Source organism: Sphingobacterium litopenaei, from assembly GCF_014692495.1.
Lineage (GTDB): Bacteria > Bacteroidota > Bacteroidia > Sphingobacteriales > Sphingobacteriaceae > Sphingobacterium > Sphingobacterium litopenaei.
This window is the reverse complement of sequence record NZ_JACOIJ010000006.1, coordinates 124,163-139,796: the sequence shown is the minus strand read 5'-3', so window position 1 is coordinate 139,796 and position 15,634 is coordinate 124,163. Positions and strand designations below refer to the sequence as shown.

Below are 15,634 nucleotides of genomic sequence, written 5' to 3'. Positions count from 1 at the left end.
TACTATATCTTACCGATATAATAGTCCCAAAGACTGTTAATGTTTAATGAACCGCCGTATGCCGAACGGCACGTACGGTGGTGTGAGGGGTCAGGTAATCAAATAATGATTACCTTCCTACTCTATCTTAAATCTACTATTTCGTATCCTTTGAATTTGTCCTTTGAAAAGGTGAACAATTGAGGACTAAACTTCTTACCTAAATACAAGCTATTAATGGTATAAGTATACTTATTGCTTGATTTGTCAAAGATAGTCACATCTTGGATGTGGTTATTTTTGTTGATACGCAGTTTAATCTTGAAATAATTCGTCTTTGTGTCTTCTGGAGATAATTCGATGACTTTAGCCCATTCAGTGTTTCCCTGTCTCACAATTTTCTCGTCTGGCATCAGAACATACTTATAACCTTTTTGGTAGAAGTTGAACAGATTATTAGGGCCAATAGTGTTGCTATTGTTTTCGTTTTCTGAAATTTGAACTTCCTTGATATCTTTTGAAATATTCCAAACTGACTTACCATCCGAAATAACTTCTTGCTCAGGCAAAGAAATTGCGTATTGATTTTTCGGCTTATTGAAGTACATTACTCCATTTGTAGTATGTGTTTTTTTGTTCGCATCTTGAATACTCAGCGTGAAATCGGATTGAATCGTTTGGTAAGTGCTGTACTTTTTAGATACATCATTCAAAATTTTTCTAGCAGCAGCATCTGTTTGTGCAAATGACATTAACGCGCTTCCTACCAAGGCAAATGATAATAACAGTTTTCTCATGTTTAATTTTCTTATCTTAACGTTTCTAAAAACTGTTCCAAAGAATACTCATCCGGATATAAAACTTCTCTTGCTTTACTTCCTTCAAAAGGACCTACAATACCTGCAGCTTCCAATTGATCGATGATTCTTCCTGCTCTGTTGTATCCTAATTTCAATTTACGTTGAATTAAGGACGTAGAGCCTTGTTGATGCATGACGATAAGACGGGCAGCTTCTTCAAATAAGGCATCTCTATCGGAAAGATCAAAATCCATAGAGCCAGATCCTTCGCCCGATTCATCAACGTATTCAGGCAACATAAATGCTGAAGGATACCCACGCTGTCCACCAATGAAATCAGAAATTCCTTCAACTTCTGGTGTATCAACAAATGCACACTGAATACGGATAAGATCCGAACCAGACGCTAAAAGCATGTCTCCACGACCAATTAACTGATCCGCACCTCCTGTGTCTAAGATCGTGCGTGAGTCAATTTTTGACAACACTCGGAATGCTAGACGTGCAGGGAAGTTGGCTTTGATCGTACCTGTAATGATATTAACCGATGGACGTTGTGTCGCTATCACCAAGTGAATACCTACCGCCCGAGCCAATTGGGCCAGACGAGCAATCGGTGTTTCGACCTCTTTACCGGCTGTCATCATCAAATCTGCAAACTCATCAACAATAAGAACTATAAACGGTAAGAATCGATGACCCTCCTCAGGGTTTAATCTGCGATTGATAAATTTTGCGTTATATTCTTTTAAATTACGAACCTGTGCATTTTTTAATAGATCATAACGTTGATCCATTTCGATACACAAGGAGTTTAATGTGTTAATTACCTTTTTAGTATCCGTGATAATAGCATCTTCTTCACCTGGTAATTTGGCTAAGAAATGTCTTTCAATTTTTTTGAATAAGGAAAGCTCTACTTTCTTTGGATCCACCAAGACAAATTTTAGCTCTGCTGGATGTTTTTTGTATAATAATGAAGTAAGGATCGCATTAATACCCACCGATTTACCTTGGCCTGTAGCACCAGCAACAAGCAAGTGTGGCATTTTCGCTAAATCCGCTATATAAACTTCGTTAGAAATGGTTTTACCTAATGCAATAGGCAAATCCATATCCGTTTTTTGGAACTTCTCTGTCGCCAATACCGAACGCATCGATACCATCTCTGGTGTACTGTTTGGCACCTCAATACCAATAGTCCCTTTACCCGGCATAGGCGCAATGATACGAATACCCAATGCTGCTAAACTCAAAGCTATATCGTCTTCTAAGTTTTTAATCTTCGAAATACGAACACCTGGTTTCGGGATAATCTCGTACAGCGTTACTGTTGGACCTATAGTAGCTTTGATATGTTCGATCTCGATATTATAGTTACGCAAGGTATCTACAATACGATTTTTGTTGGCTTCAAGTTCTTGTTGATTGATCGTAATTTTTCCTGTTCCGTATTCTTTCAATAAATCCAAAGTAGGGTATTGGTAACCTGATAAATCGAGTTTAGGATCATATTCTCCGAATTGAGCCACCAAGTCATTTGCTGTAATCTGTTTTTCTTCTTTGACTTCTTCTACTGCGAGTTCGACATCGTCTACTAATACTTCTTCAGCTGGTGTCTCGATTTGCAAAGGAGCGTTGACAGATAAATCTATTGAATTAGAAGATACTTCTTCTCTAGCAGGTGTTTTAGTCTCAAATACAATACTATTAGAGCTTTCTTCTTCATCTAGTTCCTCTTCTTCATTTTCGATTTCTTGCTCACGAAGGCTAGCATAACGATCATTTAGCGTTAGAGTAGAAGCATCTGGACGAACGTTACGAAGTGTATTGGAAACTTCAATAATGGCACCATCAATGTTTTCCTCTTCTTCCGAAATAACTTCTTCCTCTTCTTTGTCCGTTGCTAGTGCAGTGTTTGATTTTTGTACAGGTTTGTCATTAACCAAATCATAATCCGCAGCATCAGAATCCGAAGATGAAGCCATAGAAGTTAAGGCTAATTTTAAATCTAGATTGTAGATTAATACTAAAGCAGTCAGATAAGCAAAAATTATGATTCCTCCGACACCAAATTTTCCAATTTGCGCATTCAAGAGTTGATTGGTCCAGTAGCCAAATTTGCCTTCTAATATATGAGGTGTATCGGCAATATAATCCTGAATAAAACCAAGTGTTATGGACAAAAAGATAATACCAATAATGGAATATAGAAGTGTTTTCCAAATAGGAAGTAAGGATTTTTGATATAATAATTTGTAACCCAAAACAAAGGATAGGAGCACAAATAAGAAAGAAGCCACTCCAAACCATTCAAAAATGAATTGGTTTGCAAGTAAAGCACCTAGTTTACCTAATTTGTTTTCAACAACAGGGATTTCCACACCTTCATCGGCCAACTCTTCACTAGTACCGAAAAGTGTACTCCAGGAACCATTTGTAGCACTGATGTAACTTTGATCTTCCTTCCATGTAAACAAATAAGAAGTGAAAGCTACGGCTAGTAAAAAGGCGCATAGAATTAAAAATAATCCTCCTATTTTAAGTGCTTTGCGTTGTCCTTCGCTGAAATCTATTGTATTAAACGGCTTTAATAACGGTTCCTTTTTAGGACTCGATGTTTTAGCTGCATACTTAGTTTCTTTCGAACTTTTATTTTGCGTATTATTTTTAAATGAATTGCCCTTATATGCCATGTAAATGTATTCTATTCCAATACAAACTTATTAAAAATATCGCATAAGATTTGCTGAATTTTAGTATTACTTTAAGCTTGTAGTTTTCAATTCGTAAAGGATAGAATACGTGAAAAAAAGAATTGTTAATACGAAAAAGACCTTAATCTAACTAATTGAAAGTTGCTGAAGTTCTTCCAGCATAAGTGAGAACTTGGGCTTTATTTTTTGAAACTGCGCATTCATTTCCTCAATAGGAACGCCCTCTTTAGCCATATTTTCTAAAACCTGAAAATCTTGAAGTAAGTCTTTTGCGCCAATATACTGCATAGTAGGTTTGATGTGATGAGCAGTTTTTCTGATAAGAACTGTATCCCCAGTAGACAATGCATCTTCTAAAGCTTTGAAATCGCCCGGAGATTGAGAGATATATAAATCTACTAGCTCTTTAATCAAATCAGCATTCCCCATCATGGATTCATTAATAATGTCCAGATTAATAATTTGAAAGATCATTGTGTATTAGATTTTTGTGACTACTAGGTTATCTATGCAATTTAATAATAATTCTTCATTGGTCAGACCTAATTTTGGATGTTTGTAGCTGTCAGCTATCTCACAAAGTGGATGTAAGGTGAATTTTCGATCTTGGATGTAAGGATGAGGGATTGTTAGTTGTGGAGTTTCGATAATCTCCGAGTTAAAATACAATATATCTATATCGATTATCCGAGCACCCCATTTCTCTTTTCGGACACGACCTAATTCGTTTTCAATTTCCTGACAAATCAATAAACTTTCCTGGGCATCATGTGATGTTTCGAACAGTAGTACTTGATTGAGAAAAGTTGGTTGGTCTTCTACACCCCATGCTTGGGATTCGTATAAAGAAGATTCTATGACAAGATTGCCTAGTTTTTGGGAAAGTAAGGTTTTAGCACTGTACAATTGTTCGCTAGGATTTCCAAGATTAGCACCAAGTAGGATATAAATTAAATTCATTAAAGCCCTTTAAATATATTTTCTTTGTTTTCCGTTTAATTGCAGTAAATTTATTACTTAAATATATTATAACGTATGAATTTTTTAAAACAAGTTCTTGCAACTATTACAGGAGTATTGATTACTGGTGTAATATTGTTTTTTGCTTTTATCTTTTTTATTGCCGTATTAGTTTCTAGTTCTTCTTCGGAGACGAATGTACCTGCACCAGCTAATTCGTTGTTGTATCTTTCTATGGATTACGCTATCACAGAGAAATCTGAATCTAATCCTTTGAATGATTTGGATCTGCCATTTGGTGTAGGAGCGAAAGAAGTAGGTTTAAATGATATTTTGGCTCGTATTAAAGCAGCTAAAACAGATGATAATATCAAAGGTATATTTTTGAATCCAACTACAGTAGGTTCTGGCTTTGCTACATTAAAAGCCATTCGTGATGCATTAGTGGATTTCAAAACTTCGAAAAAGTTTATTGTAGCTTATAGTGATGGTTATTCTCAAAAAGCATACTATCTTTCTTCTGTAGCTGATAAAGTTTACTTAAATCCGCAAGGTTCTTTAGATTTTCGCGGTTTAAGTTCTAGTACCATGTTCATGAAGGATGCATTTGACAAATTAGGTGTAGAAATGCAGGTCGTAAAAGTTGGAACATTTAAGTCTGCTGTAGAGCCATTGATTTTAAATTCAATGAGCGAAGCCAATAGATTACAAGTTACGTCTTATCTGAATAGCATTTATGATGCCTTTTTGGATGATTTGTCAGCGGGTCGCAAAATTAGCAAAGAATCATTGCGTCAATATGCCGATACTTACGCGGTACGTAATGCAGATGATGCGCTGAAATATAAATTTATCGATGGCAAGCTTTATAAAGACGAGTTGATCGCTGAAATCAAAAAGCGTTTGAGTCTAGCAGATAAAGACGATATTTCTATTGTACCCGTGACTAAATATGCAGGAAGCAAGGAAGAGATTAAAGGCTCTGATGAAATAGCGGTATTGTATGCGTATGGTGATATTGTAGATGGAGAAGGTGAGTCTGGCCAGATTGGTGGTGATAAGATTTCACGCGAATTACGTAAGCTACGTCAGGATGACAAAGTAAAAGCGGTTGTTTTACGTGTTAACTCTGGTGGTGGTTCAGCATTAGCTTCGGATATTATTTGGAGAGAGGTGGAATTAACCAAAAAAGTAAAACCAATTATTGTTTCGATGGGTGATTATGCCGCTTCTGGTGGTTATTATATTGCGGCAGCAGCGGATTCAATTTTTGCGGAAAAAGCAACTTTAACTGGATCTATAGGCGTTTTTGGTGTTATTCCGAATTTCAAAGGATTAATGAATAACAAACTAGGTGTTAAATTTGAAGATGTCAAAACAGGAAAATTTGCTAGCTTGATGTCTACACCTGATAAACCTTTGACAGAGGAAGAAAAAGCCATTATTCAAGGTGAAGTAAATAATACATACCAAACCTTCATGGATCGCGTGGCGAAAGGCCGAAAAATGACCATAGCGCAAGTGGATAGTATTGGTCAAGGACGTGTTTGGACAGGGGATCAAGCTTTAAAAATTGGATTAGTGGATAGAATAGGGGATTTGAATACCGCTATTAATGCGGCAGCTTCAAAAGGAAAATTAAGTTCTTATTACACAAAGGAATATCCTGCTAAACAAGATCCTTTTGCTTCCATTTTCTCTACGTCTAAAGACAAAATAAAAACTTGGATGTTTGCCGAGGAACTTGGTGAATATCAAAAATACTTGATGGAATTGAAAAAAGTAATGAATCAAACGGGTATCCAAGCGCGCTTACCTTACGCTGTAGAAATTTATTAACTACTAAAAAGCAAAGAAATGTAAATATTTCTTTGCTTTTTATATATTTACACCTTTAATCAACTTAACTAAAAAATATATTTTAAGGAGAAATTATTATATAACAATAATTTTTAAAACACCTTCGAATACAGGAAAAGAATATGAAAACAATTGACAACTTTAATTTTTCGGGTAAAAAAGCTTTAATTCGTGTGGACTTTAATGTTCCATTGGATGAAAATTTTAACATTACTGACGATAACCGCATTCAAGGAGCAACACCTACAATTCAAAAAATATTAAAAGATGGTGGTTCTGTGATTTTGATGTCTCACTTAGGTAGACCAAAAGATGGTCCTACAGATAAGTATTCATTACGTCATATTGTAGCTCATTTATCCAAAGTTTTAGGTGTCGATGTACAATTCGCTAATGATTGTATTGGACAAGAAGCTATTGATAAAGCTGCAAACCTAAACGCAGGTGAAGTTTTATTGTTAGAAAACTTGCGTTTCTACAAAGAAGAAGAAAAAGGAGATAAAGACTTCGCTAAGAAATTATCAAAATTAGGCGATGTGTATGTTAACGATGCATTTGGTACAGCTCACCGTGCGCATGCTTCTACAGCCATTGTTGCACAATTCTTCCCAGAAGCTAAATATTTTGGTTACTTGATCGAAGCGGAATTGAAAAATGCTGAGAAAGTATTAAATAATCCAGAACGTCCGTTTACGGCAATTATGGGTGGAGCAAAAGTTTCAGATAAAATTCAATTGATCGAAGCTTTATTAGATAAAGTTGATAATCTTATCATCGGTGGTGGTATGGCTTACACTTTTGTAAAAGCACGTGGGGGTGAAATAGGTAATTCATTGTGTGAAATAGATAAATTAGATTTGGCTAATGAATTAGTGAAAAAAGCAGAAGAAAAAGGTGTTAACCTAGTATTACCTACTGATGCGCAAATTGCTGATGCTTTCTCCAATGATGCTAATGTATACGATGGTCCTAATGATCAAATTCCAGCTGGTTTGGAAGGATTAGATATTGGCGCTGAATCTGCTAAACACTTTGCAGAGGTAATTTCGGCATCTAAGACTCTATTATGGAATGGTCCAATGGGTGTGTTTGAATTTGATACTTTTGCTAAAGGAACTAAAGCCGTAGCAGATGCGGTAGTATTAGCTACAGAGCAAGGAGCTTTCTCTTTAATCGGAGGCGGTGATTCTGCTGCAGCAGTAGCAAAATTCAATATGACGGAGCATGTAAGTTATGTAAGTACTGGTGGTGGTGCATTATTAGAATATATGGAAGGTAAGGTATTACCAGGTATTGCTGCAATCCAAGACTAAAGTTTTATCTATTTTAAATAAAAATCCCATAATAAAATCATTATGGGATTTTTATTTTTTATGTTAGTCTCATATACGGGGTAATAAAAAAGGTTTACAAATGAATGTAAACCTTTTTTATATCATAGAAATGAAATAAAACTATTTAGCGTCAGCAGCTAATTTGTTTAAGATTTCATCGTTTTTAACGATTTGACTTTTTTTAGGCATTTGTGAACGAGAACCTAGTTCAATGTTACGACCTAATTTCAAAAACTGAACTTCAACACGTGAAACAGTTTTGTTTCTTCTATCTTTTCTTTTTAAACGTGTAACTCCCATTGTATTTAATATTTTTATTTTACGTTTTAAACGAGGTCGGAAGCGGATTCGAACCGCTGTACAAGGTTTTGCAGACCTCTGCCTAGCCACTCGGCCATCCGACCCTTTTCCCTTACTGGGTGTGCAAAAGTAACTCTTAATTTTGAAAATGCCAAAAATAAATTCAAATAAAAGATATTTTTTCGAGCTCTGGTTTTTGGCATCTAATTTGTATTTCTACAACGAGAGGTTACTTCATTGGGATTTATAGAGGTAACACTAACATTTAGATTAATTTAAATATTAAGGTATGAAAAAAATTTTACTATCATTAGGAGCAGTGTTATTAATGGCAGCAGGAGCTCAAGCTCAAACTGGCTATGGTTTAAAAGCAGGTGTTACACTTCCATCGTATAGCTACGGTAGTTCTGATAATTTATCAGATACAAAATCAGCAACTAACTTTTATATTACGGGTTATTTGAATGCTAATGTAAGTCCTAATTTTGCTATTCAACCAGGTATTTCATTGCAAGGAAAAGGTGCTACTTTAGTAGATTACAAAGTAGCTGGAACTACTTACGAAGTTAATCAAAATACGATGTGGATTGAAGTTCCTGTAAACTTTGTAGGTAAACTTCCAGTAGGAGGTGCTGAATTGCAATTAGGTGCTGGTCCGTATGTAGGATTCGGTATTAGTGGTAAAAATAAATTCGATAGAATTTCAGGTGATGGAGATTTTGCATCAACGACATTAAATGAATTTAAATTTGGTAAAGATGAAACATTAAAAGGAGTTGATTTTGGTGCTAACATTACAGCTGGTGTCAAATTAGCTGGCGGTTTCTTAATCAATGCGAACTATGGATTAGGTCTTACTAACATCGCTGGAGATAAATTCCCATCAAGTGATGTTAAAAATAGAGTTTTATCATTTGGTATCGGTTTCGAATTCTAAGAATAAAGGTAATATGTTTTATGATGAGGTCTTCCTTTAGGGGAGACCTTTTTTATTGTTGTTTATCCATCTCTGTCAATGATTTTATTTTATTACATAGATATGATTTCACAATAAATATTCACTTATAGATTTTCCAAAGTTTGTTTACATTTGTAGTATGATTGAACTACCCGTTATACCTGTCCATCAGACACAGCGTAAACCAGATTGGTTACGCGTAAAGCTTCCTGTAGGAAAAGAATATCGTCATGTTCGTAATTTGGTAGACGAACATAAACTACATACAATTTGTGAGAGTGGTAATTGTCCTAACATGGGAGAATGTTGGGGAGCTGGTACTGCTACATTTATGATTTTGGGTAATATCTGTACGCGTTCGTGTTCTTTTTGTGCTGTGGCAACCGGAAGACCTTTAGCAGTGGATTTAGATGAACCAAACCGTGTAGCAAATTCAGTCAAGTTAATGCAGGTTAAACATTGCGTCATTACATCGGTCGATCGTGACGATTTGAAAGATGGTGGGTCAACAATCTGGGCTGAAACAATCAACGCGATTCGTCGTGAAAGTCCAGAGACAACTTTAGAAACTTTAATACCAGACTTCAAAGGTCAATGGAATAACTTAGAACGCGTTCTAGCGGTGCGCCCTGAAGTTGTTTCGCACAATTTAGAGACTGTACGTCGATTAACTCGTGAAGTTCGTATACAAGCTAAATATGATCGTTCATTAGAATGTCTTCGCCGTATCTCTGAAGCAGGCTTACGTACCAAATCTGGTATTATGTTAGGTTTAGGCGAGATAGAAGAAGATGTAATTGAAGCTATGCAAGATTTATATAATGCAGGTGTGCATATATTGACTTTAGGTCAGTATTTACAACCTACAAAAGCACATCATCCAGTCATAGATTGGATTACTCCAGCGCAGTTTGATAAATACAAGCAAATTGGTTTGGAGATGGGCTTTAAATATGTAGAGTCAGGACCTTTGGTTCGTTCTTCTTACCATGCCGAAAAACATTTATTCGATATGCAATAAGTAGAAAGGAGCTTTAAAGCTCCTTTTTATTGTCTAATATAAACCGATTCGCCAGCAACAACTGTTCGATTTGTTTTTATATTTCTCAATTTATCAGTAGAAGCGGTCATTATATCTTCAGCTAATATCACGAAGTCTGCATCTTTACCTTTTTCAATAGATCCACGCTTCTTTTCTTGAAAACAACCATAAGCTGCCCAAATGGTCATACCTCTTAAAGCCTCTTCTCTAGACAATGCATTATCCATCTGGAAGCCTTCTTTAGGTAAATTGGCTGCATCCTGTCTGGCTACAGCAGCATGGAAGCTATATAGAGGATTAAAATGTTCGATAGGAAAATCTGTTCCAATAACTACTTTTCCGTAATTTCTTAACAATTCTTTATACGCATATGCTCCTTTTGCTCGTTCGGCTCCAATTCTTTCTTCCAGCCATTTCATATCGGAGGTGGCGTGCGTAGGCTGAATGGAGGGCATAACTTGATAATTTTTGAACTTGATGAAATCTGAAGGATGTACAACTTGAGCGTGTTCAATCCTCCATCTTCTGTTTTGTAAATTTAAAGCTCCATATAAGTCTAATAACATTCTATTAGCAGAATCTCCTATGGCATGTATAGCGACTTGAAAAGAGGAATTGGCAAGTGCAGCTAAAGAGGTTTCAAATTCTTCTCTGGAATGGAGTAGAAATCCCTTTGTGCTATCATCACTGTAGTTTTCGAGCATACAAGCCCCACGTGACCCTAAAGCGCCATCAGCCATCATTTTGATGGCTTTTATAGTGAGCTTTTCGGATTCATAAATTCCTTCATTTATATATTTTGTGATATTGTGCGGCTCGGCAAAGATCATAGCATAATTCCGAATTTTTAGAGAATCCTGTTCATAGAATTTTTTCAATAATTCCAGTTGTTCAATATCTAAGCCAGCGTCCACTATACTCGTAAGACCTACAGCAAATAATGAATCTTGTGCTTGCTTTAATTTTATTAAGATATTAACCTCATTGCCTGCGGGTATATATTTCGATACCAATGCCATGGCATTATCAATTAATACGCCCGTCATGCGATTCGTACTATCAACCACAATTTTTCCTCCTTCTACTGTTATTGTAGAATCAATTTGCGCTACTCTTAGTGCTTCAGAATTGACTACAGCAGCATGATAATCTATACGATGTAAGAAGATTGGAATATCAGGGAAGTACTTATCTAAGGTGTCGCGAGTCGGGTATTGTTTGTCTGGCCAAAGTGATTGATCCCATCCAGCACCTATAATCCATTTGTTTTCTTTATGTGTTTTGTAAAATTCTTGGATTTTGTTAATCACTTCCTGTATAGACTTGCAGCCTACTAAATCAACTTGCTGGAAATAGTCAGCTAACATAAAGGAATGTCCATGACCATCGTAAAAACCAGGATAAATGGGTTGCTGTTTTGCATCAATTATTTCTTTGGCTTTGTAGCGGTCAAGAATATGTTTGCTGGTTCCAATGTCAATGAAGATTCCATTTTTTACAGCAAAAGCTTCTTGTATGGTAAAAGCAGAATCCACAGTATAGACTCGTGCATTATAAACAATTAGATCCGCTTCAATATTGGTTGTACAGCGTACAAATAATAGAATAGTGAGAATTAGGCTTATTGAAAATTTCATGGGAAGAATCTTAATTTATTAAAGTTATTAAACGAAGGCATAAAATACAAAAAAAGGCCTAGTAAAAACTTACTAAGCCTTTTTATGAGGTGAAATTGCTTTTTATTACATGGCTTCTGCCACCACTTCTTCCACTTCCGGAACCATGCGTTTTAATAAACCTTCTATCCCAGCCTTCAACGTAATAGTCGATGAAGGACATCCACTACACGAACCCCTCAATTCCACCGTCACTGTTCCATTCTCAAAAGATTTATACGCAATAGCACCACCATCTTGTTCTACAGCTGGTCTTACATAATCATGTAATACTTGCTGAATTTTTATTTCTACATCCGTACCGTCAAAAGTAATTTCTTCATCTTTTGCAATCTCTTGGATTTTTAATTCTGATTCTACAGCACCCTTTACGAATTCTTTCAATAATGCTTCGATATCACTCCAATCTGCATCTTCAGTTTTAGTAATAGTCACAAAATTGGAAGCAAAGAAAACACCATTTACAAAGTTGAATTTGAATAATTCACGTGCAAAAGGAGATTCTTGTGCTTTTTCTCTATCTGGATAATCTACGCTACCATTAATAAGAAGTTTGTTAACCAAAAACTTCATTGTTGATGGGTTAGGAGTAGACTCTGTATATACGTTAATTGTTGCCATTTCTTAAAAAGTTATACAAATATAGGGCTTAGAATATTTCGAAACGTCATTAAATCGTAAAAGCTTATAAAGACACCCCTGTATAATTCCAAGGTGTTACATTTTTGATTTCTGCTTTTACTTCCTCGCTAACATTCAAACCTTCTACGAAGGTCGCAATAGTTTCTTGGGTTACGTGTGAATTAGTACGAGTCAAGTCTTTCAATGCTTCATATGGTTTTGGATAACCTTCGCGGCGTAAGATCGTTTGAATAGCTTCAGCAACTACTGCCCAGTTGTTTTCCAAATCTTTTTGGAAAGCCTCAGCATTCAAAATTAACTTACGCAATCCACGTAAAGTTGATTTGAAAGCGATTAGAGTGTGTGCTAAAGGAACACCGATATTACGCAATACTGTTGAATCTGTTAAATCACGTTGTAATCTTGAGATTGGCAATTTAGCCGCTAAATGTTCTAAGACAGCATTTGCAATACCCAGGTTACCTTCTGCATTTTCGAAATCAATAGGATTTACCTTGTGTGGCATTGCCGATGAACCGATTTGTCCAGCAGTGATTTTTTGTTTGAAGTAATCCATAGAGATGTACGTCCAAATATCACGACAAAGGTCGATGACAATGTTATTGATACGTTTTAATGCATCACAGCTTGCTGCAAAATTATCGTAGTGCTCGATTTGTGTTGTCGTTTGCGAACGGTCCAGACCTAATTGCTCATTCACGAATTTATTACCGAAAGCAACCCAATCCACTGCAGGATAAGCAACATTATGCGCATTGAAGTTACCTGTTGCACCACCGAATTTTGCCGAATAAGGAACAGCGGTCAATGCGTTTACTTGTTTTTCGATACGCTCGATGAAAACTTTGATTTCTTTACCAAGACGAGTAGGAGATGCTGGTTGTCCATGTGTACGAGCCAACATCGAGATATCTTTCCATTCTTCTGCTAAACCTTTTAGCTCATTCAACAGTTCACTCACTGTAGGAAGGTAAACCTTGTTGATTGCTTCTTTCCACGAATATGGAATAGCTGTATTGTTGATGTCTTGAGAAGTCAATCCAAAGTGAATGAATTCTAAAGAGTCGTGTAATCCGAGTTTTTCAAATTCGTTTTTAAGAAAATATTCTACAGCTTTTACATCGTGGTTAGTGACTTTTTCCGTGTCTTTGATCCATTGAGCATCTTCAATACTGAAATTTTGATAAATGCTTCTCAATTTATCGTTCAAAGAACCATCAAAATGTGCTAATTGAGGAATTCCGGATTCAGCAAGCGCGATGAAATATTCCACCTCAACTAATACACGGTATTTGATAAGGGCAAACTCTGAAAAATAGTCAGATAATTCTTTCGTAGCATTGTAATATCTTCCGTCTACGGGAGTTACGGCTGTAAGCGATGATAATGTCATAAGTTAAAATAATATAAGTCTGAAGGACTAATTAAGTTAGCTCCAAAAATACGAAAATAAAGTACTTATTGGCAGATTATTATAAACAAAAAAGCCCGTGTCATTTAGAACACGAGCTTTTTGGAGTATCTTAACTCTTATCGGAATTATTGAGCGTTAGCTACTGAATCAGCGATAGAATCAACAACTGCAGTAGCTGAATCAGCTGTAGCGTTGATAGAATCAGTTAAAGCTGAAGCTGTAGAATCGATAGCGTTAGTTAAAGAATCAGCAGTTTCTTCAGTTTTAGTAGTGTTGTTACATGAAGCTACAGTTAAAGCTAATGCTAAAAATCCGAATGCGAATAAATTTTTCATCTTTTTAAATTTTCTATTTTAATTGAAACAAATTTGTTTACTATACCTATTAATACGGGTAACTCTAAAAGGTAACCCAAAAAATAAAACTTTTTTATTTTTCTTTTAACACCTTGATTATCAGGGGAAAAAATTGTTAATTGTCTTATTTCGGATGCAAATATAGTACAGTTTTCTTGAAATGCAACAATAAAAAGTTATTTTAATACAAAAAAGAATTATAGCTAAAGGAGAGATTATGTTTGAAAAAGTTCAAAAGTTGATAAAGTTGTTTAAATCTGTGGATTTAGCGCAACTGGACAAATTATCCCAGAAAGTGGATTTGGCTGCGGTCATAAATTCTGTTTCTAAAATGGATGAGCACCAATTGCAAATGGCTATGAAAATGTTGACATCGCAAAAGAAAAAAAAGGATCCTCCTCCAATTGATGCAGATTTTTATTCAGTTGAAGAAAAATTGTCTCACGAAGATCGCGCTTTGCAATTAAAAGTTAGAGCATTTTTGGAAGCTGAAATAAAACCTCTTGTCAATAATTATTGGTTACATGATGAATTCCCTTTTGAGATTATTCCAAAATTAGCAGAGCTTAATGTTTGCGGATATGTATATGAAGGCTATGGCTGCGCTGGAGGAACTTCCTTAATGGATGGAATTATTGCGGCCGAATTTGGACGTATTGATCCTTCGATTGCTACTTTTTTAGGTGTGCAAAGTGGTTTAGCGATGGGTTCTATATATATGTGTGGTTCGGAAGAACAAAAGCAGGAGTGGTTACCACAAATGCAGCAACTGAAAAAGATAGGGGCATTCGGTTTGACAGAGCCTGAAGTAGGATCGGCTACGGCTGGAGGTTTGACTACTACATGTCGTAAGACTGCCGACGGTTGGGTTCTGAATGGTCAAAAGAAATGGATTGGTAATTCCACTTTTTCGGATATTACTATTATATGGGCTAGAGATATTGAAGACAATCAGGTAAAAGGATTTATAGTTCGCAAAGAAAATCCAGGTTTTTCGGTAGAGAAGATAAAAGGTAAGATGGCTTTGCGAATTGTTCAAAATGGGTTAATCACACTGACGGATTGTTTAGTTCCAGAATCCGATCGTTTGCCTAATGCCAATAGTTTTAGAGATACTGCAAAAGTATTACAAATGACTAGGGCAGGAGTAGCGTGGATGGCGGTAGGCTGTGCGCGTGGAGCTTACGAGAACGCTTTGGAATATACATTGAAGCGTGAGCAGTTTGGTAAACCTATTGCATCATTCCAATTGATTCAAAATCATTTGGTAGAAATGCTCTCCAATTTGACGGCGATGCAAACATTAACCTATAGATTATCCGAATTACAAGATGAGGGAAAACTGAAGGATGAGCATGCTTCACTAGCGAAAGTATTCTGTACGTTGCGTACAAGAGATATTGTTTCACGTGCGAGAGAAGTTATGGGGGGAAATGGTATCTTGTTAGAATATAACGTGGCAAGATTTTTAGCGGATGCGGAAGCTATATACTCTTACGAAGGAACAAAGGAAATCAATTCCTTAATAGTCGGTCGCAGTATCACAGGTTACAGCGCCTTTGTATAAAAAAATAACCGGGAACTCGCCAGCTCCCG

At 36.1% G+C, this 15,634-nt stretch carries 14 protein-coding genes and 1 tRNA gene; 5 read left to right on the top strand and 10 right to left on the bottom strand.

The genetic code is table 11. From position 1 onward, the window contains the following. Positions 1 to 122 precede the first annotated feature (122 nt). The 4 genes from H8B04_RS05325 to folK all read right to left on the bottom strand — a co-directional run bounded on the left by H8B04_RS05325 (position 123) and on the right by folK (position 4,456). Positions 123 to 776: a LolA family protein gene (locus tag H8B04_RS05325; protein ID WP_190301687.1), complete on the bottom strand. Its 654-nt coding sequence runs from the start codon at positions 774 to 776 to the stop codon at positions 123 to 125. A gap of 11 nt (positions 777 to 787) precedes the next feature. Next, complete coding sequence (locus H8B04_RS05320; RefSeq protein ID WP_165291909.1) at positions 788 to 3,475, bottom strand: FtsK/SpoIIIE family DNA translocase; 2,688 nt, start codon at positions 3,473 to 3,475, stop codon at positions 788 to 790. Positions 3,476 to 3,622: 147 nt separating this feature from the next. Then, positions 3,623 to 3,970 (bottom strand): Hpt domain-containing protein, encoded by a 348-nt coding sequence (locus tag H8B04_RS05315; protein WP_165291908.1) that lies wholly within the window; start codon positions 3,968 to 3,970, stop codon positions 3,623 to 3,625. A 6-nt stretch (positions 3,971 to 3,976) separates the two neighbouring features. Then, on the bottom strand, positions 3,977 to 4,456 hold the full coding sequence (gene folK, locus H8B04_RS05310) for a 2-amino-4-hydroxy-6-hydroxymethyldihydropteridine diphosphokinase (RefSeq protein ID WP_165291907.1): 480 nt from the start codon (positions 4,454 to 4,456) through the stop codon (positions 3,977 to 3,979). A 75-nt stretch (positions 4,457 to 4,531) separates the two neighbouring features. On the opposite strand from folK, the gene sppA reads away from it, so the two are divergent. Together sppA and H8B04_RS05300 are read left to right on the top strand one after the other, a co-directional pair. Then, on the top strand, positions 4,532 to 6,295 hold the full coding sequence (gene sppA, locus H8B04_RS05305; RefSeq protein WP_165291906.1) for a signal peptide peptidase SppA: 1,764 nt from the start codon (positions 4,532 to 4,534) through the stop codon (positions 6,293 to 6,295). Positions 6,296 to 6,438: 143 nt separating this feature from the next. Next, positions 6,439 to 7,629, top strand: a complete 1,191-nt coding sequence (locus H8B04_RS05300; RefSeq protein ID WP_165291905.1) for a phosphoglycerate kinase — start codon at positions 6,439 to 6,441, stop codon at positions 7,627 to 7,629. Between the two features lie 141 nt (positions 7,630 to 7,770). Here the strand turns inward: H8B04_RS05300 and H8B04_RS05295 are convergent, their stop codons facing one another. Together H8B04_RS05295 and H8B04_RS05290 are read right to left on the bottom strand one after the other, a co-directional pair. Next, the gene (locus H8B04_RS05295) at positions 7,771 to 7,950 is read right to left on the bottom strand and encodes a spore protein (RefSeq protein WP_149913080.1); all 180 of its coding nucleotides are present in this window, start codon (positions 7,948 to 7,950) and stop codon (positions 7,771 to 7,773) included. A gap of 33 nt (positions 7,951 to 7,983) precedes the next feature. Beyond that, positions 7,984 to 8,054: transfer RNA gene (locus H8B04_RS05290), tRNA-Cys, on the bottom strand. Between the two features lie 185 nt (positions 8,055 to 8,239). Between H8B04_RS05290 and H8B04_RS05285 the strand changes: the two genes are divergently transcribed. Together H8B04_RS05285 and lipA are read left to right on the top strand one after the other, a co-directional pair. Next, on the top strand, positions 8,240 to 8,887 hold the full coding sequence (locus tag H8B04_RS05285) for an outer membrane beta-barrel protein (RefSeq protein ID WP_165291903.1): 648 nt from the start codon (positions 8,240 to 8,242) through the stop codon (positions 8,885 to 8,887). A 160-nt stretch (positions 8,888 to 9,047) separates the two neighbouring features. After that, a complete protein-coding gene (gene lipA, locus H8B04_RS05280) occupies positions 9,048 to 9,929 on the top strand; it encodes a lipoyl synthase (RefSeq protein ID WP_165291902.1) in 882 nt (293 codons plus the stop codon). Positions 9,930 to 9,955: 26 nt separating this feature from the next. Here lipA and H8B04_RS05275 read toward each other — a convergent pair whose 3' ends face one another. The 4 genes from H8B04_RS05275 to H8B04_RS05260 all read right to left on the bottom strand — a co-directional run bounded on the left by H8B04_RS05275 (position 9,956) and on the right by H8B04_RS05260 (position 14,017). Next, complete coding sequence (locus H8B04_RS05275; protein WP_165291901.1) at positions 9,956 to 11,587, bottom strand: amidohydrolase; 1,632 nt, start codon at positions 11,585 to 11,587, stop codon at positions 9,956 to 9,958. A gap of 105 nt (positions 11,588 to 11,692) precedes the next feature. After that, positions 11,693 to 12,247, bottom strand: coding sequence for a NifU family protein (locus tag H8B04_RS05270; protein ID WP_165291900.1), 555 nt, complete (start codon positions 12,245 to 12,247; stop codon positions 11,693 to 11,695). 64 nt (positions 12,248 to 12,311) lie between these two features. After that, a complete protein-coding gene (purB, locus tag H8B04_RS05265) occupies positions 12,312 to 13,661 on the bottom strand; it encodes an adenylosuccinate lyase (protein WP_165291899.1) in 1,350 nt (449 codons plus the stop codon). 146 nt (positions 13,662 to 13,807) lie between these two features. After that, positions 13,808 to 14,017: a DUF4348 domain-containing protein gene (locus H8B04_RS05260; RefSeq protein ID WP_165291898.1), complete on the bottom strand. Its 210-nt coding sequence runs from the start codon at positions 14,015 to 14,017 to the stop codon at positions 13,808 to 13,810. A gap of 238 nt (positions 14,018 to 14,255) precedes the next feature. Between H8B04_RS05260 and H8B04_RS05255 the strand changes: the two genes are divergently transcribed. Further along, positions 14,256 to 15,605 (top strand): acyl-CoA dehydrogenase family protein, encoded by a 1,350-nt coding sequence (locus H8B04_RS05255; RefSeq protein WP_165291897.1) that lies wholly within the window; start codon positions 14,256 to 14,258, stop codon positions 15,603 to 15,605. Positions 15,606 to 15,634: the final 29 nt, after the last annotated feature.